The sequence below is a fragment of the Micromonospora sp. NPDC092111 genome (assembly GCF_044755745.1).
In the GTDB taxonomy this organism is placed as follows: Bacteria; Actinomycetota; Actinomycetes; order Mycobacteriales; family Micromonosporaceae; genus Micromonospora.
Map to the genome: position 1 here is coordinate 594,686 of NZ_JBIVRQ010000001.1, position 23,444 is coordinate 618,129.

General features: G+C 72.6%; 20 protein-coding genes. 5 read left to right on the forward strand and 15 right to left on the reverse strand.

The annotated features are described in order from the left end of the window. Positions 1 to 24 precede the first annotated feature (24 nt). The 12 genes from ACIQG9_RS02410 to ACIQG9_RS02465 all read right to left on the reverse strand — a co-directional run bounded on the left by ACIQG9_RS02410 (position 25) and on the right by ACIQG9_RS02465 (position 12,126). Complete coding sequence (locus ACIQG9_RS02410; protein ID WP_400397680.1) at positions 25 to 813, reverse strand: ABC transporter permease; 789 nt, start codon at positions 811 to 813, stop codon at positions 25 to 27. Next, complete coding sequence (locus ACIQG9_RS02415) at positions 810 to 1,772, reverse strand: ATP-binding cassette domain-containing protein (RefSeq protein WP_400397683.1); 963 nt, start codon at positions 1,770 to 1,772, stop codon at positions 810 to 812. Before ACIQG9_RS02415 ends, ACIQG9_RS02410 begins: the two co-directional genes overlap by 4 nt. Positions 1,773 to 1,812: 40 nt before the next feature. Beyond that, on the reverse strand, positions 1,813 to 2,835 hold the full coding sequence (gene sbnB / locus ACIQG9_RS02420) for a 2,3-diaminopropionate biosynthesis protein SbnB (RefSeq protein WP_400397686.1): 1,023 nt from the start codon (positions 2,833 to 2,835) through the stop codon (positions 1,813 to 1,815). Between the two features lie 17 nt (positions 2,836 to 2,852). Next, on the reverse strand, positions 2,853 to 3,842 hold the full coding sequence (sbnA, locus tag ACIQG9_RS02425; protein WP_400397688.1) for a 2,3-diaminopropionate biosynthesis protein SbnA: 990 nt from the start codon (positions 3,840 to 3,842) through the stop codon (positions 2,853 to 2,855). Between the two features lie 539 nt (positions 3,843 to 4,381). Beyond that, the gene (locus ACIQG9_RS02430; RefSeq protein WP_400397690.1) at positions 4,382 to 5,326 is read right to left on the reverse strand and encodes a beta-ketoacyl-ACP synthase 3; all 945 of its coding nucleotides are present in this window, start codon (positions 5,324 to 5,326) and stop codon (positions 4,382 to 4,384) included. 22 nt (positions 5,327 to 5,348) lie between these two features. Then, complete coding sequence (locus tag ACIQG9_RS02435; protein WP_400397692.1) at positions 5,349 to 6,068, reverse strand: 2-hydroxychromene-2-carboxylate isomerase; 720 nt, start codon at positions 6,066 to 6,068, stop codon at positions 5,349 to 5,351. Then, a complete protein-coding gene (locus ACIQG9_RS02440; protein WP_400397694.1) occupies positions 6,065 to 6,967 on the reverse strand; it encodes a thioesterase in 903 nt (300 codons plus the stop codon). Before ACIQG9_RS02440 ends, ACIQG9_RS02435 begins: the two co-directional genes overlap by 4 nt. Continuing rightward, entirely contained in the window at positions 6,964 to 7,788 is an 825-nt protein-coding gene (locus ACIQG9_RS02445; RefSeq protein WP_400397696.1) for an alpha/beta fold hydrolase, read from the reverse strand. The genes ACIQG9_RS02440 and ACIQG9_RS02445 overlap by 4 nt, the downstream gene beginning before the upstream one ends. After that, a complete protein-coding gene (locus ACIQG9_RS02450) occupies positions 7,785 to 8,705 on the reverse strand; it encodes a beta-ketoacyl synthase N-terminal-like domain-containing protein (RefSeq protein WP_400397697.1) in 921 nt (306 codons plus the stop codon). Before ACIQG9_RS02450 ends, ACIQG9_RS02445 begins: the two co-directional genes overlap by 4 nt. Continuing rightward, entirely contained in the window at positions 8,695 to 9,822 is a 1,128-nt protein-coding gene (locus ACIQG9_RS02455) for a beta-ketoacyl synthase N-terminal-like domain-containing protein (protein WP_400397699.1), read from the reverse strand. The genes ACIQG9_RS02450 and ACIQG9_RS02455 overlap by 11 nt, the downstream gene beginning before the upstream one ends. Beyond that, the gene (locus tag ACIQG9_RS02460; RefSeq protein WP_400397701.1) at positions 9,800 to 10,921 is read right to left on the reverse strand and encodes a beta-ketoacyl synthase N-terminal-like domain-containing protein; all 1,122 of its coding nucleotides are present in this window, start codon (positions 10,919 to 10,921) and stop codon (positions 9,800 to 9,802) included. The genes ACIQG9_RS02455 and ACIQG9_RS02460 overlap by 23 nt, the downstream gene beginning before the upstream one ends. After that, on the reverse strand, positions 10,918 to 12,126 hold the full coding sequence (locus tag ACIQG9_RS02465; protein WP_400397702.1) for a beta-ketoacyl-[acyl-carrier-protein] synthase family protein: 1,209 nt from the start codon (positions 12,124 to 12,126) through the stop codon (positions 10,918 to 10,920). Before ACIQG9_RS02465 ends, ACIQG9_RS02460 begins: the two co-directional genes overlap by 4 nt. A gap of 287 nt (positions 12,127 to 12,413) precedes the next feature. Here ACIQG9_RS02465 and ACIQG9_RS02470 point away from each other — a divergent pair, with 287 nt between their 5' ends. The 3 genes from ACIQG9_RS02470 (at position 12,414) to ACIQG9_RS02480 (ending at position 14,839) form a co-directional block, all read left to right on the forward strand. Beyond that, the gene (locus tag ACIQG9_RS02470) at positions 12,414 to 12,980 is read left to right on the forward strand and encodes a DUF3995 domain-containing protein (RefSeq protein ID WP_400397704.1); all 567 of its coding nucleotides are present in this window, start codon (positions 12,414 to 12,416) and stop codon (positions 12,978 to 12,980) included. Positions 12,981 to 13,076: 96 nt separating this feature from the next. Then, a complete protein-coding gene (locus ACIQG9_RS02475) occupies positions 13,077 to 14,162 on the forward strand; it encodes a sensor histidine kinase (protein WP_400397705.1) in 1,086 nt (361 codons plus the stop codon). Next, entirely contained in the window at positions 14,159 to 14,839 is a 681-nt protein-coding gene (locus ACIQG9_RS02480; RefSeq protein WP_400397707.1) for a response regulator, read from the forward strand. The genes ACIQG9_RS02475 and ACIQG9_RS02480 overlap by 4 nt, the downstream gene beginning before the upstream one ends. 165 nt (positions 14,840 to 15,004) lie before the next feature. Here ACIQG9_RS02480 and ACIQG9_RS02485 read toward each other — a convergent pair whose 3' ends face one another. From ACIQG9_RS02485 to ACIQG9_RS02495, 3 genes are all read right to left on the reverse strand, one after another. Beyond that, positions 15,005 to 15,787 carry a BTAD domain-containing putative transcriptional regulator gene (locus ACIQG9_RS02485; RefSeq protein WP_400397709.1) on the reverse strand — a complete coding sequence of 261 codons (783 nt, stop codon included), beginning with the start codon at positions 15,785 to 15,787 and terminating at the stop codon, positions 15,005 to 15,007. A 259-nt stretch (positions 15,788 to 16,046) separates the two neighbouring features. Beyond that, positions 16,047 to 16,499: a hypothetical protein gene (locus ACIQG9_RS02490; protein ID WP_400397711.1), complete on the reverse strand. Its 453-nt coding sequence runs from the start codon at positions 16,497 to 16,499 to the stop codon at positions 16,047 to 16,049. A 244-nt stretch (positions 16,500 to 16,743) separates the two neighbouring features. Beyond that, positions 16,744 to 18,936, reverse strand: a complete 2,193-nt coding sequence (locus ACIQG9_RS02495; RefSeq protein WP_400397713.1) for an MMPL family transporter — start codon at positions 18,934 to 18,936, stop codon at positions 16,744 to 16,746. Positions 18,937 to 19,579: 643 nt separating this feature from the next. Between ACIQG9_RS02495 and ACIQG9_RS02500 the strand changes: the two genes are divergently transcribed. After that, positions 19,580 to 20,083, forward strand: coding sequence for a hypothetical protein (locus ACIQG9_RS02500; RefSeq protein ID WP_400397715.1), 504 nt, complete (start codon positions 19,580 to 19,582; stop codon positions 20,081 to 20,083). A gap of 290 nt (positions 20,084 to 20,373) precedes the next feature. Then, entirely contained in the window at positions 20,374 to 23,409 is a 3,036-nt protein-coding gene (locus ACIQG9_RS02505) for an alpha-mannosidase (protein WP_400397717.1), read from the forward strand. Positions 23,410 to 23,444 lie beyond the last annotated feature (35 nt).

Genomic DNA, 23,444 nt, shown 5'->3' on the forward strand with positions numbered 1-23,444 from the left:
GGCGAACCGGGCGGGCGGGGCTGGTCAGCGACCTCGGCCGGCGGCCCGGTACGCGTGGGCGGACAGCGTCGCGCTGATCACCAGCAGCGCGCCGATCAGCAGCAGTGAGGCGGCGACCGGATGCCGCATCGGGAGGGAGTCGCCGGCCGAGCCCGGGTTGCCGAACAGGTCCCGGCAGGCGGCGACCACGGCGGACAGCGGGTTCCACTCGCACACCACGCGCAGCCAGGCCGGCAGGCCGTGCAGCGGGATGAACGCGTTGGACAGGAACGTCATCGGCATGACGACGAGGAAGGCCACCGCGCTGACCGCCTCGGCGGAGCGCAGTCGCAGCCCGAGGAGCACCCCGAGCCAGGCGGCGGCGAAGCCGAGCAGCAGCAACAGCCCGAAGCCGGCGAGCACCTGCGCCGGGCCGGAGTGGGTCCGCCAGCCCATCGCGAAGCCCACCACCGCCATCGCGACGCAGGCGACCACCACCCGGGTGAGGTCGGCCACGGTCCGGGCCAGCGGCACGGCGAGCCCGGCGATCGGCAGCGAGCGGAACCGGTCGTCGATGCCGTTGCCCAGGTCGTCGACGACGCCGAGCGCGGTGTGCTGCAGGTTGGTCAGCATCATCTGGGCGAAGATGCCGGCCATCAGGAACTCCCGGTACCCGCCACCCTGCACCTCGATGACGCTGCCGAACAGATATCCGAAGATCACCACGTAGGCGACCGGCATCACCGTCACGCCGAGCAGCCGCATCGGCATCCGGGCCAGGTGACGGAGGTGGCGGCCCACCAGGGCCGAGGTCTCGACAGCGAGGGTGGTCATGCCGCGGCCTCCGGCTTTTCGGCGGTGCTCCGCCCGGTCAGGGAGAGGAATACGTCGTCCAGGGACGGCGCGCGGCTGGCGAACGAGTCGACGGCGATCCCGGCGGTGTCCAGTGCCGCCGCCGCAGCCGCGAGGCCGGCCAGCCCGTCGGTCAGCGGCAGCCGCAGGCTCACCCCGTCGTCGTCGAGCACCGGCTGCTGCGCGGTGACGGCGGCCAGGGCGGTCACGGCCTCGGGCCGCTGCCGGCCGTCCCGCAGCCGGATCCGTAGCTGCTCGTCACCGACCTTGCGTTTCAACTCGTCGGGCGTGCCCTCGGCGATCACCCGTCCGCCGTCGAGGACCAGGATCCGGTCGGCGAGCTGGTCGGCCTCCTCCAGGTACTGCGTCGTGAGCAGCACCGTCGTGCCGCGCGCCACCTGCTCGCGGACCATCGTCCACAGGGTCCGGCGATTGGTGATGTCCAGCCCGGTGGTGGGCTCGTCCAGCACCAGCACCGGCGGGTCGGCGACCAGGCTCGCGGCCAGGTCGAGGCGGCGGCGCATGCCACCGGAGTAGGTGCGGGCGGCGCGGTCGCCCGCGTCGGTGAGCTGGAACCGGTCGAGCAGTTCGTCGGCGCGGGCCCGGGCCGCCCGCCGGCCGAGGTGGTGCAGGACGCCGACCAGGGCGAGGTTCTCCCGGCCGGTCAGCAACTCGTCCACGGCCGCGTACTGGCCGGTGAGGCCGACCCGCCGGCGTACCTCGCGCGGTTCCCGGAGCACGTCGTGCCCGCAGATCCGGGCGGTGCCGGCGTCCGGCGCCAGCAGCGTCGACAGGATCCGCACCATGGTGGTCTTGCCGGCGCCGTTCGGGCCGAGCATGCCGAGCACCGTGCCGGCCGGTACGGCGAGGTCCACCCCGGCCAGGGCGGTGTGCTTGCCGTAGGTCTTGCGAAGCCCCTCGGCCTCGATCGTCAGGTCCACGTGCCACCCCAGAGACTGTTGTGCGGACAGGGAGCGGGCATCAGTTCGCCAGCGGGAAGAAGTCGGCGATCGGCTGGCCGCCGCCGGCGGCGCGTACCCGGTCGAAGGCCCACGCCCCGACGGCGAGGTCGAGCACGCCGAGGCCGAACGGCGCGAAGATCGCGGTCCGGTCGGGATCCCGGCGGATCCGGCCGCGCAGCACGTCGGCGAGGGTGCCGGTGACGAAGTCGCGGTGCCCGACCCGCTGTTCGGCCAGGTGCAGCGAGGTCCGCTCGCGCACCGCGTGCTCGACGTCGTCGGTGAAGTTCTCACTGGCGAGCACGATCTCCGGCGACAGGTCACGCAGGGACAGGTGCAGCACCACCGGGTGGTGGGCGAGCAGCGCCGGGTCGTGCAGGTGCGGCTCGCCGGCCACCGTGGCGAACACCACGAGGTCGGCGCCGAGTGCCTCGGCGGCCTCGGGGACCACCCTGGCCGCGTCCACCCCGTCGGCGTGCAGGGTGGCGGCGAACCGCTCGGCCGCCGCCGGGTCGAGGTCGAACAGCCGGTACTCGCCGATCCGCCAGTCCAGGTCGCGCAGGAAGCGGCGGACGTGCTCGGCGATCAGGCCGGTGCCGACGAAACCGACGCTGCCGACCTGCCGGCCGCCGACCAGTTCCTCGGCGCCGAGCACCGCGGACGCCGCGGTACGGGTCGCGGAGATCAGCGACGCCTCCAGGCAGGCGTACGGGTGACCGGTGGCCAGGTCGTTGAGCAGCAGCACCGCCGACGCCCGGGGGATGCCGTGGGCGGTGTTGCCGGGGAAGCTGGCGATCCACTTGATGCCCGCGACGTCGAAGTCGCCGCCGAGGTAGGCGGGCAGCGCGATGATCCGGTCCCGGGGAAGCTGCGGGAAGCGCAGGAAGCTGCTGTGCGGCAGCGCGGTGGCCGCCTCGTCGTGGACCAGGTAGCAGCGGCGTACCGCGTCCAGGCAGGCTGACCGGTCGGCCTCGATGACCGCGGCCAGCTCTGCCGCGGTCACCACCGTGAGCGGCCGGACGGTCGGTGGATGGGTGTCGGTCATGCTGTTCTGGGTTCCTCTCACACCAGCGCCACGGACTGGCCGCGGTCGCGTTCGGCGGCGAACCGGTCGACCCACTCCGGGTCGTACACGGTGTCGGCGTAACCGGTGCCTCGGTCGGCACACAGGAAGGCGACGGTCGGGCGCGGTCCCCGGTGGTCGGCGAAGTACCGCTCGATCGCGCTGTAGACGCTGCCGGTCGACCCGCCGGCGTACAGGCCGTGCCGCTCGAACAGGTGGTGGCAGCCGCGTACGGCGTCCACCTCGGGCACGATCACCACGTCGTCGATGCTGGCCTTGCCGACCAGCGGTGGCACGATGCTGGAGCCGAGTCCGGGCAGCCGTCGCCGGGCCGGCGGGCCGCCGAAGATGACCGACCCCTCGGCGTCGACGGCGACCACCCAGGCGTCCGGCTGCATCCGCTTGAGCCGGGTGGACAGGCCGCTGATCGTGCCGCCGGTGCTCACGCCGACGAACAGGTAGTCGATCCGGGGCAGGTCCGCGCAGAGCTCCGCGCCGGTGAGCCGGTCGTGCGCCTCGATGGCGTCCGGGTTGGCGTACTGGTTGGGCCAGTAGGCCGAGGGCAGTTCTGCCCGCAGCTCCTCCACGCGGCGCAGCCGGGTGGCGAGGTAACCGCCCGTCCCGTCCGGCTCGGTGACCTTCTCGACCCGGTCGCACAGCCGGCGCAGGTAGACCTCGGTGCTGGCGTTGACGTTCGGATCGATCACCGGGACGAAGCTCAGCCCGAGCCAGCGGCAGAACGAGGCGAGCGAGATGGCGAAGTTGCCCGACGAGGACTCCACGATGGTGGTCCGCTCGGTGATGTCGCCACGCTCGACGGCCCGCCGCAGGATCCAGTAGGCCGAGCGGTCCTTGGAGCTGCCGTTCGGGTTGACGTACTCCAGCTTGGCGAACAGATCCAGGCGGTCGTGACGTAGCTGCACCAGCGGGGTACGCGGCATCGCCCGCCCGACCATGGCCAGGCGTCCCAGCAGCGCCTCACGGCTCATCGACTACCACTCAAGTGGTCCATCTCTCCTACTCCCAGTCCGGCTCGGTGAGGGCCCGGCGGCTCAGTCAGACGACGCGGCGGGCGGATGGGAAACGCCTGCCCACCGTCTGTCACCCGGCTCGGGGTGGCCTCGGATCGAGATCGGGAACGGCTAGCGGCCGGCTCGAGCCGCACCCGGGTCGAGGGCGGACGCCCACCGGTCGCCGTCGAGCCACGGTCGATTCCGGTTCGAGCCTGGCCGGGCAGGCTGTCTCCCGTACGACACCGGTGGCCGCCACGAGAGGCCGCCCCGGGCCGGACCCCACCGGAGGCCGGCCGGCGTCGTACCGCAGCGGGGCGTGGACCGCGGACCAACCGCCGACGATCTCGGCCGGGTACCGACCGCCTGGGCACACCCGCGCAGGTGGCGCGGCCCGCCTCGCTGCCCCGGCCCGGTCCGGGCCGACCGGCCCGGCACCTTCCCGCAAAGCGGCGCCGCCCGGCGCCCGACGCCCGAGGGCGACGGACGCCGGGCGGGCCCGGACGGACGGCGGCGACTCACGGACAGCGGATCACCTGACCGGCGTAGGTCAGCCCGCCACCGAATCCCAGCAGCAGCACCGGCGACCCGCTGGGCACCTCCCGCCGCTCCACCAGCTTCGCCAACGCGATCGGGGTGCTCGCCGACGAGGTGTTGCCCGACGAGACGATGTCCCGGGCGACGACCGCCTGCTCGGCCCCGAGGTCCCGGGCGATCGCGTTGATGATGCGCAGGTTCGCCTGGTGCGGCACGAATCCCGCCAGCTCCGCCGGCTTGATGCCGGCCCGCAGGCAGGCCTCCTCCGCGATCGGCGCGAGGGCCGTGGTGGCCCAGTGGAACACGGTCTGGCCGTCCTGCTCGATCCGCGCCGACCGGCCCTCGATCCGCACCGCCGACCCGTGTTGGGCGGCTCCGCCCCACACCACCGGGCCGACGCCCGGGTCGTCGTCGCCGACCAGCACCGCGGCGCCCGCGCCGTCCCCGAAGAGGATGCAGGTGCTGCGGTCCTGCCAGTCGATGAAGTCGGTCAACTTCTCCACCCCGATCACCAGCGCCGAGCCGGCGGCACCGGCGCGGATCGCGTGGTCGGCGGTGGCGAGCGCGTACGAGAAGCCGGAGCAGGCGGTGTTGATGTCGTAGCACGCCTGTCCCACCAGCTCCAGGCTGGCGGCGACCCGGCTCGCCACGTTCGGCACCCGGTCGATGGACGTGCAGGTGGCCACCACCACCAGGTCCACCTCACCGGGCCGCATGCCGGCCGCGCCGAGGGCCTTGCCGGCTGCCGCGGTCGCCATGTCGGCCACCGACTGGCCGTCCGCCACGTGCCGCTGCTGGATGCCGACCCGGCTGCGGATCCACGCGTCGTCGGTGTCGACCAGTTGGGAGAGCTGCTCGTTGGTGAGTACCCGGGGCGGCTGGTAGTACCCGAGTCCGGCGATGCGGGATCCCTGCCAGGTGCGCACTGTCGTCTCCTCCCCCGCCCGGCTAGCCACAGCCGCCGGGCTCGTCGTGGTCGAACGAGCCGACCGTCGCGAGCGCCGCCACCGGAAGGCTGTCCAGCAGGTCGGTCGACTCGGCGGCCGGACCCGCGCCGCGCAGCGCCCACGCCGCCGCCTCGACCTCGGCGATCCGGTCCACGCCCCAGTAGCGCTGGCGGTCGACGATGAACAGCGGGATGCCGAACACCTCGTCGTGGTGCGCGTTCACCAGCGCCGCCACGCCCAGTTCGCGGATCCGGTCGTCGTCGACGGCGGCCATCAGCTCCGCGCCGGGCAGCCCCGCCGCGTCGCACGCGATCCGCAGCACGGCCGGGTCGCTGATGTTCTCGCCCCGGTCCCAGCGGGCCTCGGTGACGACCCGGTAGAACCGCCGTTCGCAGCCCAGTTCGCGGGCGCGCAGCCAGCCCAGCGCGGACGGCTCCCACCAGGGCGCGACGTCCACCGGCCAGACCAGGCGGTAGCCGAAGCCGGCGGCCAGCCGCTTGGTGTCGTGCAGGATGTAGAGGTGTTTGGCCTTGCTCATCACGGTGTAGTGGAAGTCCCCGCCCCGGGCGTCGAGGCCAGCCCGGGTCCGGGCGTCGGGGTCCCAGAAGGGGACGTACTCGAACAGCTCGGCGAAGTCCGGCACGCGCTCCTCGAGCTGCCGGAGCGCCATCCAGCTGAACGGGCTCTGGAACGAGAAGTACACCCGGGGCCGGCCGCTCACGACGCGCTCCACAGCAGCGCGGCCTGCGTCTGCGCGTCCATGGTGGCGACCTGACCGGCGTCCGGGCCGCCGGCCACCCCGTACCCGTGGGTGATCGACCCGGTGGCGGTGTGCACGATCCGGCCGTCGCGGACGACGTAGCAGTCCATCCGGCCGGTGAACATGATGTCCTTGACGATGTCGTCGACGGTGAAGACGGTGTGCAGTTCCTCTTCCAGGTGCGCGTCGGCGAGGAGCCGTACCTGGGAGCGGGTCACGGCGGGGATCCAGTTGCGTTCGGTGAGCATCCGGCGGATCGAGATGCCCCGCGCGGCGAGGTACCGATGCACCACCTCCTCCAGGTCGCGGACGTAGCCGGAGTGCTGCATCCGGTCGGAGAACTGGCAGTACGGGTAGGGGATCGTCTCGGTCCACAGGAAGCCCGACCGGAGGGTGGCCGGCGGCACCGCCGACGGTCGCAGGTCGGCCAGGTCGGGCACCACCCGGCCGGCCAGTTCCGCCGGTGGTGCGCCGGTGGTCCCGGCCGGCGCGACGAACGCGACCCGCACCCGTCCCTTGAGCACCGGCACCGGCTGCCCGTGCCGCTCGACGGTCAGCGTGACGGTAAAGCAGTCCTCGGACCCGTTGGCGCTCGGCGCGGGTGTCGCCTCGGCGTGCACCTCGTCGTCGACGAACACCGGGCCCGGCAGCCGGACCGAGTGCTCCACGATGGACAACTGGACGCCGGCCTCGTGGAACAGCCGGTCGGGGCCGAACCCCCGGTCGCGGTAGTGCTGCAACACCGCGTCCTCGGCCAGGTACACGAACTGTTTGAAGCCGACCCAGGTGCCGATGTTGGCACCCTCGTACCGTGGCCGGCCACGGTACGAGGTCGGGCGGGCGTCGAGGACAGCGGTCATGCGGAAACCTCCATGGTCGGACCGGCCGGCGGCGATGCCGGCACGACGCGGTCGAGGAACTCGGCACACTCGGCGGCCACCTCGGTCGCCTGGGTGATGTGACAGAAGTGGCCGTAGTGCGGGCGGATGCGGACGTCCACCTCGGGCATCACGGCGAGTGAGGTGGCCCGCACCCCGGCCAGCCGCTGGTCACCCCGGCCGGCCAGGACCAGGGTCGGGGTGCTGACCTGGCCCAGCGCGGGCCGTGGCGTGGCGAGCAGCCGGTCGAGCACGACATGGGCGGCGCCGTCGGGAACCCGCGCGACGGCCTTGTCCACCATCGCGGCGAACACGTCGTCGGCGACGTGCGCCGCTCGCCGGCCGAGCCGGATCCGCAGCCCGTCGGCCACCACCTGCCGGATCGCCGCCCGGGTACGGGCGACCAGCACCGGGTGCGGGGCCCGCGCGGCGGGGCGGACCAGCGGTGCGAGCAGCACGGCGGCGCGGACCGTGGGCTCCGGCCGGGTGGCCAGGTGGTCCAGCACGGCGTTGGCGCCGAAGGAGTGGCCGACAAGGACGTCGACGGGTTCGGGCACGGCCGCCAGCGCCTGCCGGAGCCACCGGGCGGGTCCGGCCGACGGCGCCGCCCAGTCCACCGACGATCCGCCCGCGTCGCCGCTCCACGGGGCGTCCACGCCGTACCAGCGGAAGCCGGCGCCGAGCGCGACGGCCAGCCGCTGCCACGTGGTCCGGTTGTCGGCCAGGCCGTGCACCGCTGCCACCACCCGCCCGCGCCCGTCCGGCGGGCCGGCACCGGGTGCGGTGAGCAGCCGCCAGGTCATCTGCCGGCCCCGTCGCGGCACAGTCGGGCGGTGGCGAATCCGTCGCTGGCCGAGCCGCAGGTCACCACCGCCTCGGCCGCGTCCTCGACGCCGGCCGGACGGGCGGCCGGGTCGATCAGCCACCGGGTGGCGAGCGCGGTCCGCAGGACGCCGGCCGCACCGTATCCGCCGTCGATCAGGGCGGGAAGGTCCTGGTCCGGGCCGCTGGCGCAGGTCAGCCGGATGGTGCGCGGCGCGTCCGCGGGGATCGCCTCCAGGGTCCGGTGCCGGCGTACCGAGCGCAACCGCACCCCGCCCGGCCGCTGGGTCGCGACGAGCACCACACATGCGGCGATCCCGTGTGGCGGGCCCGGCGGTGTCCCGGCGACGGCCCGCAGCCCGGCCGCGATCTCGTCGGCCGGTTCGGCGCCGACCACGATCGCCCGGTGGGCCCGACCGCTGCGCACCAGCAGGGCGCCGAGCCGTACCGCGTCGAGCCCGCCGGTCGCGCCGGAGCAGACCATCAGGTTGGGGCCGGTGAAGCCGTACCGGATGGCGATGCTGCTCGCGATGATGTTGCTCGACGCGTTCGGCGCCTGCATCGGGCTCACCCCACGCAGGCCGCCCGCGCGCACCTGGTCCACGATGTCGCAGACGGTGGCGACGTTGCCGAGGTTGGAGCTGACCACGACGGCCGTACCGGCGGCGGCCGGCAGCGGCGCGGCGGGCCGGCCGGGCGGCAGGCCCAGCGCCCGGTGTACGGCGCACATCGCGAGCCGCACCGCCGGCTCCTTGAACAGCAGGCCCTTGCGGCCGAGCAGGGTGTGTGCCTCGTCGGGGCCGCAGTCGGGCTCGGTGGCCGAGGCGACCAGCCGGTCGGGGGCGATTCCGGGCACGTGTACCGCCGCGGCCTGGACCGTCACACCGTCACCGCTCACGCCGCACCTCCACCAGGCAGACGGCGTTCACGCCGCCGAATCCGAACGCGTTGACCTGGGCCACGGTGGCGTCGGTGCCGACCGGCCCGCCGATCACCAGGTTCAGTGGGGCCGCCTCGGCGATCGGCGTCCGAAGCCCCACCACCGGCGGTACCTGGCCGTGGCGCAGTGCTTCGACGGCGACGAGCAGGCTCATCAACCCGGCGCTGCCGGAGGTGTGCCCGATGGCGCCCTTGACTCCGGTGACCAGTGGTCCGGGGCGGGCGTCGGCGAAGAGCCCGGCCAGCACCTTGGCCTCGGTCGGGTCGTTCAGCGCGGTGCCGGTGCCGTGGGCCAGCACCAGGCCGACGTCGTCCGGGCGCAGGCCGGCCCGCTGGTACGCGTCGGTCATCGCGGCGCGCAGACCGGCCGGGTCGGGTGCGGTCTCGTGGTACGCGTCGCACGACAGGCCGACCCCGCGCAGCCGTACCGCGGCGGCGGTGTCCGGGGCACGCTGCACCACGACGGCCACCGCGCCGTCGCCGAGCAGCACTCCCCGCCGGTCGGCGTCGAACGGCCGGACCGCGTCGCTGGACTCGTCGCCGACCCGCCCGACCATGGCGAGCATGCTCTCGGTCATCGCGTCCGCGCCGCAGGCCAGCACCGCGTCCGCCTCGTCGAGCTGGATCAGGTCGGCGGCCAGCGCAAGCGCGTGGGACGAGGCCGAGCAGGCGTTGGAGACGGTGACGACCTCCTCGACGCCGGGCAGGGCACCGCGTACGGCGGCCCCGAAGTGCAGCGCGTCGGGTTCCACCGGCAGCCCGTCGGCCCGCCACCGTTCCACCGCCCGCAGCTCGCGCAGCCCGGTGCCGACCACCGCGACCACGCGCTGCCGGGCGCAGTCGAGGCCGGCTTCCCGGGCCGCCGCCGCCACGCACTCGGCCAGCCAGCCGCTGGCGCGGTACGGGCGCTCCGGGCCGGTCGCGTCGACGTGGTAGCCGTGCCGGACGTTGACCCGTTCCGGCGCGACGTACCGCAGCGGTTGCCGGCCGTCCTCCCCGGCCAGCAGCGCCTGGTACGTCTCGGTGGTGTCGCCGAGGCTGGTACGCATGGCGCTACCGGTGATCGCGAGTTCCACGCCCGTTTCCCTTCAGGACGGCGGCGCCGACGGAACCGTCGGCGGTGCTGGCGACGATCAGCGAGAGCCAGCCGTCGTGCTGCGGCGCGCCCCGGTGATGGGCCAGCACCGCGGCGACCTGGAGCGCGCCGGCGGCGGTCGGGCAGTTGCCGGCGAGATCGGTGACCGGCACGCGGACCGCGTCGGGGCCGACCGCCACCGCGAGCGCGTCCTCCTCACCGGCGGCCCCGGACGTGATCACGGTGGCGAGTTCCTCGGGGGCGACGCCGGCCTGGCGCAGCACCCGGCGCACCCGCTCGGCGAGCGCCGCGGCGGGGTCGGTCCGCCCGCCGGTGTGGCCGAGGTCGACGGCGAGGATCTCGGCGACCGGGTCACGGCCGGCGGCCCGCATGGCGGCGGCGTCCTCCACCAGGAACGCCGCCCCACCTTCGCCGCCGACGGTCGTCGGCGAGGGGGCAGCCCGGTGGGTGGCCCACGCCGACTGCGGGGTGTACTCCTCCACCGCGCCGACCAGCAGCGCCTCCGCCCGGCCGCGCCGCAGCAGGGTCGTCGCGTAGCGGAGCGCGGCGAGGGCCGCGATTCCGCCGCCCGCGAGGGTGGCGTTGACCCCGCGCAGCCGGTGCCAGATCGCCGCCTGACCGGCCGCGCAGTTGAGCACGGTGTTGGGGAACAGGATCGGGTTAACCAGGTAGGGCTTGTCCTGCACCAGCGTGTCGCGGCTGTAGTCGCTGGTCGACTGGAGGCTGCCGACGTTCGTACCGAGCACCACGCCGACCCGGTCCCGGTTGTCGTCGTCGACGACGAGGTCGCTGTCGGCCAGTGCCTGGCCGCAGGCCAGCACCGCGAAGGCGGTCCGCCGGTCGAGGAAGCTGCTGCCCTTGCGACCCAGGTGGTCGCGGGCCCGGAACCCGGCCAGGGCGTACGCCCGTGGGTCCGGCGCCGGCTCGTCGGTCAACTCCGCCGCGTCGATGGTGGCGTCCCGCCCGGTACGCAGCCCGGCGGTGAACTCGTCGGCGCCGCACCCGTACGGGGAGAGCACTCCCCAGCCGGAGACCCCGAGCACGAAGGTCCCGGTGGGCGAATCGGTGGTTACGGTCATGCCAGCCGTCCCAGCATCGTGATGGCGTTGTTGCCACCGAAGGCGAATCCGTTGACCTGGACGATTCGCGGCTGCCCGGGACGCGCCTGGTTGGGCACGACGTCCAGGCCGGGCATCGCCGGGTCGGTGGTCACGTGGTTGATGGTCGGGGCGAGGAAGCCGGACGAGATGGCCAGCGCCCCGGCGAGGGCACTGAACCCGCTCGCCGCGCCCATCGTGTGGCCGAGCATCGACTTGACCGAGCTCATCGGCGGCAGCCGGCTGCCGAAGACCTCGCGTGCCGCCGCGTACTCGGCGGCGTCGTTGGCCGGGGTGGCGGTGCCGTGGGCGCAGACGAAGTCGACCTCGTCGGGTTTGACGCCGGCGTCCCGGTGGGCCAGCCGCATGCACCGGGCCACGCTCGTCGGGTCCGGCGAGGTCGGATGCTTGGCGTCGCAGGTGAGCCCGTAACCGAGCACCTCGCAGTAGATGCGGGCACCGCGGGCCCGGGCCGAGTCCAGGCTCTCCAGGAACAACGCGACGCCACCCTCTGCGGTGATCACCCCGGCGCGGTCCCGGTCGAACGGCGCGCACCGCTCGGCGGCGAGCGCACCCAGCCGGTAGAAGCCCGCGTGTGCCCACCGGCACACCGAGTCGGCCCCACCGACCAGCATGTAGTCCTGCTCGCCGGTGGCGATGGCGTCGAGGGCGTAGCCGAGGGCGTAGTTGCTCGCCGCGCAGGCCGTCGAGATGGTCAGCGTCGTCCCGGTCAGACCCAGTTCGCGGCTCACCGCCTCGGCGACCCGTCCGGCGGGTAGCTGGCGGGCCAGCCGCTCCGGCGTGTCGGGGTACCCGTGGGCCAGCCAGTGCTCGGTGAGGCGCTCCACCACCTGAGACTCGCCGCTGGTCGTACCGATGCAGACGCCGACCCGGTCGGACCGGTCCGGTACGTCGGTGGCCTGGGCGTCGTCGAGCGCGAGCCGGGCCGCGGCGGCGGCGAGGAGACTGCTGCGGCCCCACTGCGCGGGATCGAGCCGGGTGACCATGCGGTGCGGCTCGAACCCGTGCACCTCGCCGGCAGTATCGGTGAGGAATCCGGTGGTGTCGAAGCTGGCGATCGGCGTGATGCCGCTGTGCCCAGCGCGCAGTGCCGCAGTGAAGGCGTCGATGCCGATGCCGATGCTCGACACCGGCCCGAGCCCAGTTACCACAACCCGTCGGTTCATCACCCAGGAGTCCTTCGTGAGTCCTTGGGCCGCGTCCGGGCGGTGAGCGTCGCGCGCCGCCCCGTCATCCGCAGCGTGGCCGGGTTCCCACCGTCGAGCCACCGCCTTGTGGCGGCCTCGCGGCGGCCTCGACGCCGCCTCGAGCAGGCCGGCTGTGGCGTCGAGCGAGGGTAGAGGCCGCTTCGAGGCCGGCGGACGAGCCTGCCGGCAAAGCCGCACGCGACCGGACCGACGGGCACCGATACGATCCCCGCTGAACCGACGCACCCATCAGAACGGGAGGACCATTGACCGGCGGCACCGCACCGAGCACCGACGGCCGGCGTGACGACGGTACGGCCGACCCGGCGCGGCGCTCCGACGCCCGGCCCGGCGTCTGGGCCGGATACGGCGCCTGCCTCTGGGCGCTGCTGTTCGCCGCGCTGAGCGTCTACTGGGCGGCCGGTGGCCGGGTCGGTGCGGGCACCATCGGCGCCGCGGTGGAGGGTCCGGCGCTGGCCCGGGAGCCGGCGTTCGTGGCCCTGCTGTGGGCCACCGCGGTGCTCAAGCTGATCGCCGCGGCGCTCGCCCTCGCGCTGGTCCGCGAACGCCCCCGCTGGATGCCCCGCTGGATGCTGCTGCTCGCCGGCTGGGGCACCGCCGCCCTGCTCTCGCTGTACGGCGCGGCGAACCTGGCGCAACATCTGCTGATCGTGACCGGGGTGGTCGAGGTCCCCGCCGGGCTGGGTGCGGCGGCCCTGCCGTGGCACCTGCTGCTGTGGGATCCGGTCTGGCTCACCGGCGGTGCGCTGTTCAGTCTTGCGGCGATCCGGTACTCATTCGTCGCAATCAACCGTTCATCGCGAAACGGTTAACTAGTCTGATCAGGTGCCATAGGATCTTGCCGACCCGGCACGGAGCGATAAAGACTTGTCTCTCCCGAGGACGTCCCGGCGAAGGGTGAGAGACCGATGGATCCAAGCGCGCTCGCCACGGGGTTCGCTATCGCGAGCGCGTTCGAGGCCCGGCACGACACGGTGCTGGACGTCTTCCGCAAGCGCATCCTCGAAGCCTGCGGCCCGTTGGGCCTGGAGGACGCGCTTCTCCACCAGGCGATGACGCAGGCCCGGCAGGTGTTGGCCGACGTGACCGCGAGCATCCGCACCGGACAGGTCCAGCTCAACGAGACGGCTATCGTCCTCGCCTGGCAGACCGGCGCGGCCGGTGCCCCGAGCAACCTGCACCCGGTCGATTCGGTGCGGGCCGCGGCCGAGTTGTTCGAGACGGCGCTCGACGCGGTGATCGAGACCGCGGCCGGTCAGCCGGACGCGACGTGCATCATCCGGACCGCGACCCAGGCTTTGCAGCGCAGCGTCATGACCCGGATCCGCTGGGCCTCCGAGGCGTACATCGCGTTCCTGCTCGACCGCGTCCACGAGGTCCAGCTCGCCGAGCGGCGCCGGACCGCCCGGGAACTGCACGACCGGGTGGGCGGGCCGGCCAGCGTGGTGACCCGCAACCTGGAACTGGCCAGGACGTACGTCGAGAACGACCTCGACAAGTTTCGCGACAAGATCGACATCGCCCACCAGGCCGGCGTGCAGACCCTGGACGCGGTCCGGGGCGTGGCCAGTGACCTGCGGCTGGAATCCAGGTTCGACAACCTGGAGCAGGCGCTCCACAATTTCGTCGAGGCCATGGCCGAGGGCAACGCGACGATCGACCTCTCGGTGAGCGGGGACGAGTCGTGGATACCGGCCGAGGTGCTGGCCGAGGTGTTCCTGGTGATCCGCGAGGCGCTCCGCAACGCCTTCTGCCACTCGGAGGCGAACACCGTCGTGAGTCGCGTCGACATCGCACCGCACGAGATCCGGGCCTGGGTCAGCGACGACGGGGTGGGCTTCGACCCGGACAGCGGTGGGTCCACCGGCGGAGGTGGACTGGCCTCGATGCGGGAACGGGTCGAACTGCTCGGCGGCAAGCTCCTGCTGGACAGCAGGCCGGGGCTCGGCACCCGGATCGAGGCATTCATCCCACTGGCCAGGACCGCCGAATGACCTCGTCCCCCGAGGCCAAGGCGTCGACAACGGTGCTGCTCGTCGACGACCACGCGCTGTTCCGGCAGGGCCTGCGCGAGCTGCTGTCGATGGAGCCGGACCTGACCGTGGTCGGCGAGGCCGGCACCGGCGCCGAGGCGGCGGCGCTCGCCGCCACCCACCGGCCGGACGTGATGCTGCTCGACGTGGGCATTCCGGGCGACCATGCGGCCACCACCATCGCCCGGACCCTGGCGGCGGCGCCGGCCACCCGCATCATCATCCTGAGCATGTTCGACGAGCCGGCCGTGGTGAAGGAGCTGCTCGGCGCCGGCGCGCGGGCGTACCTGCTGAAGACCGTGACCCGGGACGACCTCGTCGCGACGCTGCGCAGCGTACGCACCGAGACCGACCTGATCATGCTGTCCATCTCGCGGGAGAGCTTCGAGCAGGTCAGCGATGCCGGTGCCAAGGTGCTGTCGGAACGCGAGGTGGAGATCGTCGGCCTGGTGGCACAGGCGTACAGCAACTCCCAGATCGCTCGGCGGCTGGACATCACCGAGGGCACGGTCAAGCGGCACCTGCGTAACGTGTTCACCAAGCTGGGCGCGGTGTCCCGGATCGACGCGGTGAACAAGGCCGCCGCGATCAACCTGATCAGCCAGGAGAAACCGCCGGTCCGCCGGTCGCGGGGGTGACGCGTCCGAGGTCGGCCCCGCGCTGACTGCTCGCGGCGGCCGAGGGGCGTCGGCGGGTACGCGGCCGACGGGCACCGGTCGGCTGCTGCCGGCGCCCCGATCGGCGGCACCCGGCGGCGCCGGGGACGGATCGGGGACGCCGGCCAGCAGTCAGCCGGGCAGCAGTCAGCCGGCGACCGCGACGAGCCGGGCGGCGCTGCCGTTCAACACCTGCCGCTGGAGCTCCTGCAACTCCGGTGTCGGCTCCAGGCCCAGCTCGTCGGAGAGGGTCTGCCGGAGGTTGCGGTACGCGTGCAGCGCCTCGGCCCGCCGGCCGCACTGGTTCAACGCGGTGATCAACTGGGCGTGGAACCATTCGTTGAACGGGTGTGCCACCACCAGGGCGCGCAGCTCCGTGATCAGTTCCCGGTAGCGACCCAGCCGGGCGTCCGCCTCCATCCGCAGCTCCAGCGCTCTCATCCGCAGCTCGGTGAGGTGCGCGAGGTCGGCGGCCATTCGGTCCTCGACGTTGACGTCGTCGAGGACCGGCCCCCGCCACAGGGCCAGGGCGCCGCGCAGTCGCTGGGCGGCCTCTGCCGTCCGTCCGCTGTCCAGCAGCGCACTGCCCTCTTCACAGAGTCGGGTGAAGATGGTCGCGTCGAGCTGCTCCTCGCCGAGTGACAGCAGGTACCCGGTCGGACGGGTGATCAGGAGTTGGGTGGCGGTGCCCACGCCGCCCACCCGTTCGAACAGCGACCGGAGCTGGTAGACGTACGTCTGGGTGGTGGTGGCGGCACTCCGGGGTGGCCGGTCGACCCACAACCAATCGAATATGGCGTCCTGGCTCACCGTCTGGTTCGCGCGGAGCAGCAGCAGCGCGAGGACCGCACGGACCTTTGGCGCGGTCGGCGTGCAATCGACGCCGTGCTGCCGGATCTCCAGGCTGCCAAGGATGTTGAAGCGGAGCATTTCTACCCTCTTCTCTATGCACCTGGCGTAGACGCTATCCACCCTGGAACCGACCCGGGGCTTTCTGCCTCCAAGTGAACGCCCGTTCAGTCAACTGACCCTTCTCGATACCACTTTAGACGTACGCCGACCGCCCTCCGGATACGCCGACGGCCGCCGCACCGGATTGATGCCGGCAAATCCAGGTACCGGCCCGACGCGAATCGAATCGGGGGGCCACCGGTGTGCCCGGCCACCGGCAGCCGCCGCACGCCCCGGGTCAGCCCTGGCCGGCGGCGTGCTCGGCGAGCGCCTTGATGGTGAGCAACTGCTTGCGACCCATGAGCGCGTCACCGACCGCCAGCGCGGCCCGGCGGGCCTGCTCGAAGGCGGTGGTGGCGCCGACGTCGAGCCGGCCGACCAGGCGGGTGCCGGCCGCACCCGGCGTCACCCGGTAGGTGACCGCGACATCGCCGTAGCTGCGCCGATGCCGCTGGGCGATCAACCCGGTGAGGTGGTCGTCGTGGGCGAACTCGACCACCTCGAAGATGAGGAACCGCTGCCCGAGCGCCAGTTGGTCGGCGCCTGGAGTCAGCGTGCGAGGGCTTCGACGGCCCAGGTTGTCGACCAGGTCGTAGCTGTACGGCGCGACCTTGAGCTGACACAGCCACCGGTACACCACGGGCACCGGCGCCGCCACGTCGACGGCCCGGACGAACGAACGGAACGGCACCGTCAGGTGACGGTCACATGGATATTCGGCCGACAATTCCTCCGGCGTGGCGTTCCACACCCAAGGATTCAACCGCCGAAGTCTCTCTCGCAGCACAGTCGATCGCCTCTACTTCTGGGAGCAGGCCACGCGCGTCGGCGGGCACTGGTGGAACGCGCCGACGAGTCCACGGTCGTCGGCCCGGAAAGCGGGTCGGGCAGAACGCGAATGGCATTCACCAACATCACTGGGCCCGGCGCAGCCGCTAGCCCACCGGGGCCGGCTCACGCACGGCCGCCGGCTGTTCTGCCTCGTCGGGCACCTCGCCGTGGGACAGGGTGGGTAGCCAGCCGAGCCAGCTCGGCAGGTACCACGCCCGCTCGCCGAGCAGTTTCATCGTGGCTGGCAGCAGGACGGCGCGCACGATGGTGGCGTCGATCAGGATGGCCACCGCCAGGCCCACGCCCATCTGCTTGAAGCTGAGCAGCGACATGGTGCCGAACACGGCGAACACGGCCACCATGATCAGCGCCGCGTTGGTGACCACCCCCGCGGACGCCCTGATGCCGTGGGTGACCGCGCGCTCCGTGGACATCCCGCTGTCGTACGCCTCGCGGATCCGGCTGAGGATGAACACCTGGTAGTCCATCGACAGCCCGAACAGGATGACGAAGAGGAACAGCGGCAGCCAGTTGACGATCGCGCCCGGGGTGAAGCCGAGCAGGTCCGCGCCGTACCCGTCCTGGAACACCAGCACCAGCACGCCGTAGGCGACCGCCACCGAGAGCAGGTTGAGCACGATCGCCTGGACCGCCACCATGATCGACCGGAAGCTGCTCAGCAGCAGAAGGAACGCCAGCACCAGCACGAACGCGAGAACCAGCGGCGCGGTACGGGACATCTGCCGGTTGAAGTCGACGGTGGCGGCCACCGTACCGGTGACGTACGCCCGGGTGTCCGGCAGCAGGCCCACGGTCTCGGGCACGATCGTCCTCCGGAGCGCCTCGACCGACGTGCGGCCCTGCTCGCCGTAGCCGATGCTGAGGGAGATCGTGGCCACCGTCTTCGCTGGATTCACCACGACGTTCACCGGTTCGTGCGCCACGCCGGTGGCCAGCGCCCGATCCTTGAGCCGGGCGATCGCCTCCTGCGCCGTGGGGCTGGACACGTCCGGCGCCCGGACCGCCACGATGGCCGGTTCGTTGCCGCCCGGGAACGCCCGGTCGATCGCCTTGAACGTGGTGGCGATCGGATAGTCGCCCTGCAGGTCGTCGATGCCGGGCTGACCGAGCCGCATCCCGAGGGCGGGCGCCGCCAGCGCGGCGAGCACGCCCACGGTCACCACGGTGGAGATCCACGGGCGGCGCAGCACGCCGGTCAGCACCACGTTCCACACCCGACCGCCCCCGGGGCGGCCACCCAGCCGTCGCGGCCAGGTCACCCGGCCCCGGGTGACCAGCCGGACGATCCCGTGGATCACCCGCGCGTCGACGGCGTCGCCGAATATCGCCAGCGTCGCCGGGAGCACGGTCACGGAGGCCACCATCGCGGTCAGGACGACCAGGATGGTCCCCTGGGCGAAGCCCATGAACACGCCGTGGTCGGTGAGGAACATGCCGGCCATCGCCACGATCACGGTGACGCCGGAGATCAACACCGCCCGGCCGGAGGTGGCCGCGGCGATCTCCAGCGCGCGCTGCCGGGACCGGCCCCTGGCCCGTTCCTCCCGCTCGCGACGGACGTAGAACAGGGAGTAGTCCACGCCCACGGCCAGCCCGATGAGCAGCATCAGGTTGGTGGTCGTGTCGGCCACGTGCAGCACCTTGCTGGCCAGTGCCAGCAGGCCGGTGGCGGCGAAGAACGCGGTCATCGACACCCCGAGCGGGATGAGCATGGGCAGCAGGGTGCCGAAGGCGACCAGCAGGATGATCGCGGTGATCGGCAGCGACAGGGCCTCGGCGCGCTGGAAGTCCTCGTTGACCGCCACGCCGGCCAGCCGTTGCAGGCTGGCCGTACCCGCCTGCGCCACCCGCAGGTCGGGGTGTCGGGCCTGCACGCCGGCCACCGCGTCCAGGACCGGCTGGACGCGCTCGTCCGCGGTGTCGCCGGCGCCGGTCATGTCGAACAGCACCAACGCGGTCGTCCCGTCGCTGGTCCGCGGCGCCGGGGCGGCCGGGTCGTACGGCGTGCGCAGGTGCTCCACCTGGCCGGTGGCCTCGACCGCGCCGCGGACGTCCTGCACCGCCTGGCGGAACTCGGGGCTGTCCACCGTGATCCGGCCGTCGCGGGCCTGGACCAGCACCATCTCGCCGGCCACGTCGGGGAAGCCGGCCTCGTCAATGATCTGCTGGGCCCGGCGCGAGTCGCCGTTCTGGCCCTCGTAGCTCTTCATCGGAGTGGTGCCCACCGCGTTGCCGAGGACGGTGGCGATCACCACGAACCCCAGCCAGAGCACCATCGCCCACCATCGGTGACGGGCGCTCCACCCACCGACGCGGGCAGCCACATTCCTCGTTCCCCTGGCCCGTTCCCTGGTCAATCTCGGCCTCCGCCGTCCTCGATGAACGCTGCTCCTGGTCTGCGCGCGCCAGCACGCGCCCGTGCGCCGGTTCGACCACGGCCCGTCCTCGTGGATGACGTCGTCGAACCACCACCATCGACTGAAGCAACATGGCCTCGAAACAGGCTCGACGCCGCCCGGCGCCCGCGCCGCCCCGGTACGCACCGTGGCGCTCCACCGACCGTGCGTACCGGGACGGCTGCGGGCTGGCGTCCGGTTCACCAGCGGGTTCGGCGGCCGACCCAAGGTCCGCCACCGCCGGCACGATTCCTGCTCCCATTTTGGCCGGGTCGTACGCAATGCCGCCTTTCTCCTTGGCGGCCGGTTGTGGGCGGCGTTCGCGGCATTCGTGGCCGTCACCGGGATTCGTCGACTGCCGGCGAGGATCCGGTCGCGTGGTGGGAGGGGCACCACCTCGAGATTCGGTCGAGAACGCATCGAGCCCCCGACATCTATTCACGTGCGTTGATGCGTGATAGAAATTGCACGGGCCGGCCTCCGTTTGCAGATCTTCCACCCCCGGCGCGTATCAGGAGGCACCATGTCAACGACCCGCAGTACTGTGCACCGCCGCATGCTCACCCTGCTGCTCGCGAGCATCGCGGCGATCGGCACCGTTCTCGGCTTCAGCAGCCCCGCCTTCGCGGTCGGCCACGGCAGCGCCGCCTCCCAGTTGAGCGCCGCCGGCATCGGCTGGGTCTCCAGCGGCAACTGCAGCGACCGCAACAACCCGACGTGCACCTCGTTCGAGGGCATCCGGCAGTCGACGATCGACGGCATCATCACCTTCAAGCGGGCCAGCGGCTGCGCCATCACCATCACCGGCGGCACCGAGACGGGGCACGCCGGCGGCACGTACAGCCACTGGAACGGCTACAAGCTGGACATCGCCAAGACGACATGCGTCTACAACTACATCTCCCGGGCCTACACCTACCTGGGTTACATATCCGGCTGGGGTTACCAGTGGCGGGCCGCGTCGGGCAACCTCTACACCGACGAGGGCAACCACTGGGACATCCTCTTCTACACCTGCGGCTGCTGACGCCGAACCACCTGTAGCGGCCTGAGCACCTGACCAGACGACCCGCCCCGGTGGGGGAACCACACCCACCGGGGCGGGTCGCGCGGACGGTCGGCACTGTCCGGCTACCGCCGGATTCGCCCTTTGGCGCCGATACCAGAAATGCGGGCCGCAAAGGTCACCGGAATCGGCGGGCGACGCGGCCGGCCACCCACACCTGAGCGCATCGGCATGGCCACGAATCGTGATACGCGGATAGGGTGGCGATCCCACCCCCCGACAGGGTCCCCACCCCACCCCCGGAGTTCCGGATGCACCGGTCGCTGGCCAACCTGACCGAGCGGATCGAACGCGCCCTCCACGAGCGGCTGATCCCGGCGCTGTACCGGGACACCGAACCCGTACACGTCGAGGCGGCGCACCTGCCCGGCGAGCCGGTGCCGGCGGCCGAGGGGCTGGCGATGGCGTACGCGCCCTTCGCGGTGGGCCAGCCGTGGGGGCCCGCCTGGCGCACCACGTGGTTCCGGTTCAGCGGTGAGGTGCCGGCGCGGATGCGTGGCGGCCGGGTCGAACTCCTCGTCGATCTCGGCTTCGAGCGGGCCGGGCCGGGATTCCGGTCCGAGGGCCTCGCCTACACGGCCGACGGCACGCCGATCAAGGGCATCGAGCCACGGACGGCGTACGTGCCGGTCGCCCGGCCCGCCGCCGGTGGCGAGCGGGTCGAGGTGTACGTCGAGGCAGCCGCCAACCCCCGGTTCGATGGCAGCGTCTCCCCGCTCGGCGATCCGGAGACGCTGCCCGACCGCCCGCTCTACCGGCTGGACCGGGCGGAACTCGCGGTGCTGGACGAGGAGGTGCACGCGCTCGTCCTGGACGTCCAGGTGTTGCACCAGTTGGCACTGCAACTGGCCGAGACGGACACCCGGCACCACACGATCCGCCGAAGCCTGGAGCTGATGCTCGACGAACTCGACGTCGCCGACGTCTCCGGCGGGGCCGCCGCCGCCCGCGCCCGGCTGTCCGGCGCGCTGGCCTCCCCCGCCGTGCCGAGCGCCCACCGGATCACCGCCGTCGGGCACGCCCACATCGACTCGGCCTGGCTCTGGCCGGTACGCGAGACCATCCGCAAGTGTTCCCGGACCTTCTCCAACGTGGTGGCGCTCGCCGACGAGTACCCGGAACTGGTCTTCGCCTGCTCCTCCGCCCAGCAGTACGCGTGGCTGCGGGAGCACCACCCGACGGTGTACCGCCGCGTCGCCGAGAAGGTGGCCACCGGGCAGTTCCTCCCGGTCGGCGGCATGTGGGTGGAGTCCGACACCAACATGCCCGGCGGCGAGGCGCTGGTGCGCCAGTTCACCCAGGGCAAGCGGTTCTTCGCCGCCGAGTTCGGCGTCGAGCCCCGGGAGGTCTGGCTCCCCGACTCGTTCGGCTACTCGGCGGCGCTGCCGCAGCTCGCCCGGCTGGCCGGGTTCCGCTGGTTCCTCAGCCAGAAGATGTCCTGGAACCAGACCAACCGCTTCCCGCACCACACCTTCTGGTGGGAGGGCGTGGACGGAAGCCGGGTCTTCACCCACTTCCCACCCGCCGACACGTACAGCTCGGAGCTGTCCGGACAGGATCTGGCGTACGGGGTGCGCAACTTCGCCGAGCACGGGCGGTCCACCGTCTCGCTGCTGCCGTTCGGCTACGGGGACGGCGGGGGCGGTCCGACCAGGGAGATGCTCGAAACGGCCCGGCGGGTGGCCGACCTCGAAGGCTCACCCAGGGTCGCCATCCGCACCCCCGCGGAGTTCTTCGCCGAGGCGGAGCGGGAATACCCGGACGCCCCGGTGTGGAGCGGCGAGATGTACCTCGAACACCACCGGGGCACGTACACCAGCCAGTCGGCGATGAAGCGTGGCAACCGGCGCACCGAGCACCTGCTGCGGGAGGCCGAGTTGTGGTCCGCCGCCGCGGCGCTGCGGACCGGCCATCCGTACCCGTACGCCGCACTCGACGCCGTCTGGCAGGAGACGTTGCTGCTCCAGTTCCACGACATCCTGCCCGGCAGCTCGATCGCCTGGGTGCACCGCGAGGCGCGGCAGACGTACGCGAGGCTGGCGGACCGGCTGGAAGGGATGATCGAGGCGGCGCTGACCGCCCTGACCGGCCCCGGGTCGGTGCCGTTGACCGCGAACGCCGCGCCACACGAGCGGGACGGCGTACCGGCGCTCGGGGTCTCGGCGGGCCACGGCGGCGATGTCCCGGCGGTGTCGGTGCGGTCCGGACCGGACGGCACGGTGCTGGACAACGGCCTGCTCCGGGTGCGCCTCGGCCCGGACGGGACGGTGTCCGCGATCCGCGACCTGGTCGCCGACCGCGACGTGCTGCGGCCCGGCACCGCGGCCAACGTCCTGCAACTGCACCCGGACACGCCGAACAGGTTCGACGCGTGGGACATCGACGCCTTCTATCGCCACCGACGCCGCGACCTGACCGGGGTCGCCAAGATCGTGGTCGAGGCGGACGATCCCCGGCAGGCCCGGGTCCGGGTGACCCGCGACGACCGGAGCTCCGGGTACGTCCAGACCGTGTCGCTCGCGGCCGGCGAGCGCGTGCTGCGGTTCACCACCGAGGTGGACTGGCACGAGCGGGAGACCCTGCTCAAGGTCGCCTTCCCGATCGACGTCCAGGCCGCGCAGTCCAGTTCGGAGATCCAGTTCGGCCACCTCCAGCGACCGACCCACACCAACACCTCGTGGGACGCGGCGAGGTTCGAGATCTGCGCGCACCGGTGGCTGCACGTCGGGGAGCCCGGGTACGGCGTGGCGCTGGTCAACGACGGCACCTACGGCCACGACGTGACCCGTCAACCACCCGGTGACGTGTTGGGGGCGCAGCCGACCACGGTACGGCTCTCCCTGCTGCGCGGTCCCCGCTACCCCGACCCGAACACCGACCAGGGCTCGCACCAGTTCGGCTACGCGCTGGTCTGCGGCGCGGAGATCGCCGACGCGGTACGCGAGGGCTACCGGGCGAACCTGCCGGTCCGCCGGCACCTGGGCGGGCGGGCGGTCGCTCCGCTGGTCGAGGTGACCAACCCCGCCGTCGTGGTGGAGGCCGTGAAGCTGGCCGACGACCGGTCCGGTGACGTGATCATCCGGCTCTACGAGGCGCTCGGTGGCCGTGCCCGTACCCGGCTCACCGCGTCGTTCGATCTCGCCGAGGCGCGGGTGTGTGACCTGCTCGAACGGGACGACGCGGAGATCGGCGCGCTCGCCCCGGTCGCGGTCGAGGGGAACCTGGTGGAGCTCGCCCTGAAACCGTTCCAGGTCGTCACCCTCCGGCTTCGCCCGGCGCGGCGCTGATCCCCGAGCCGCTGGGCCACGCCGCGCGGCGGCCG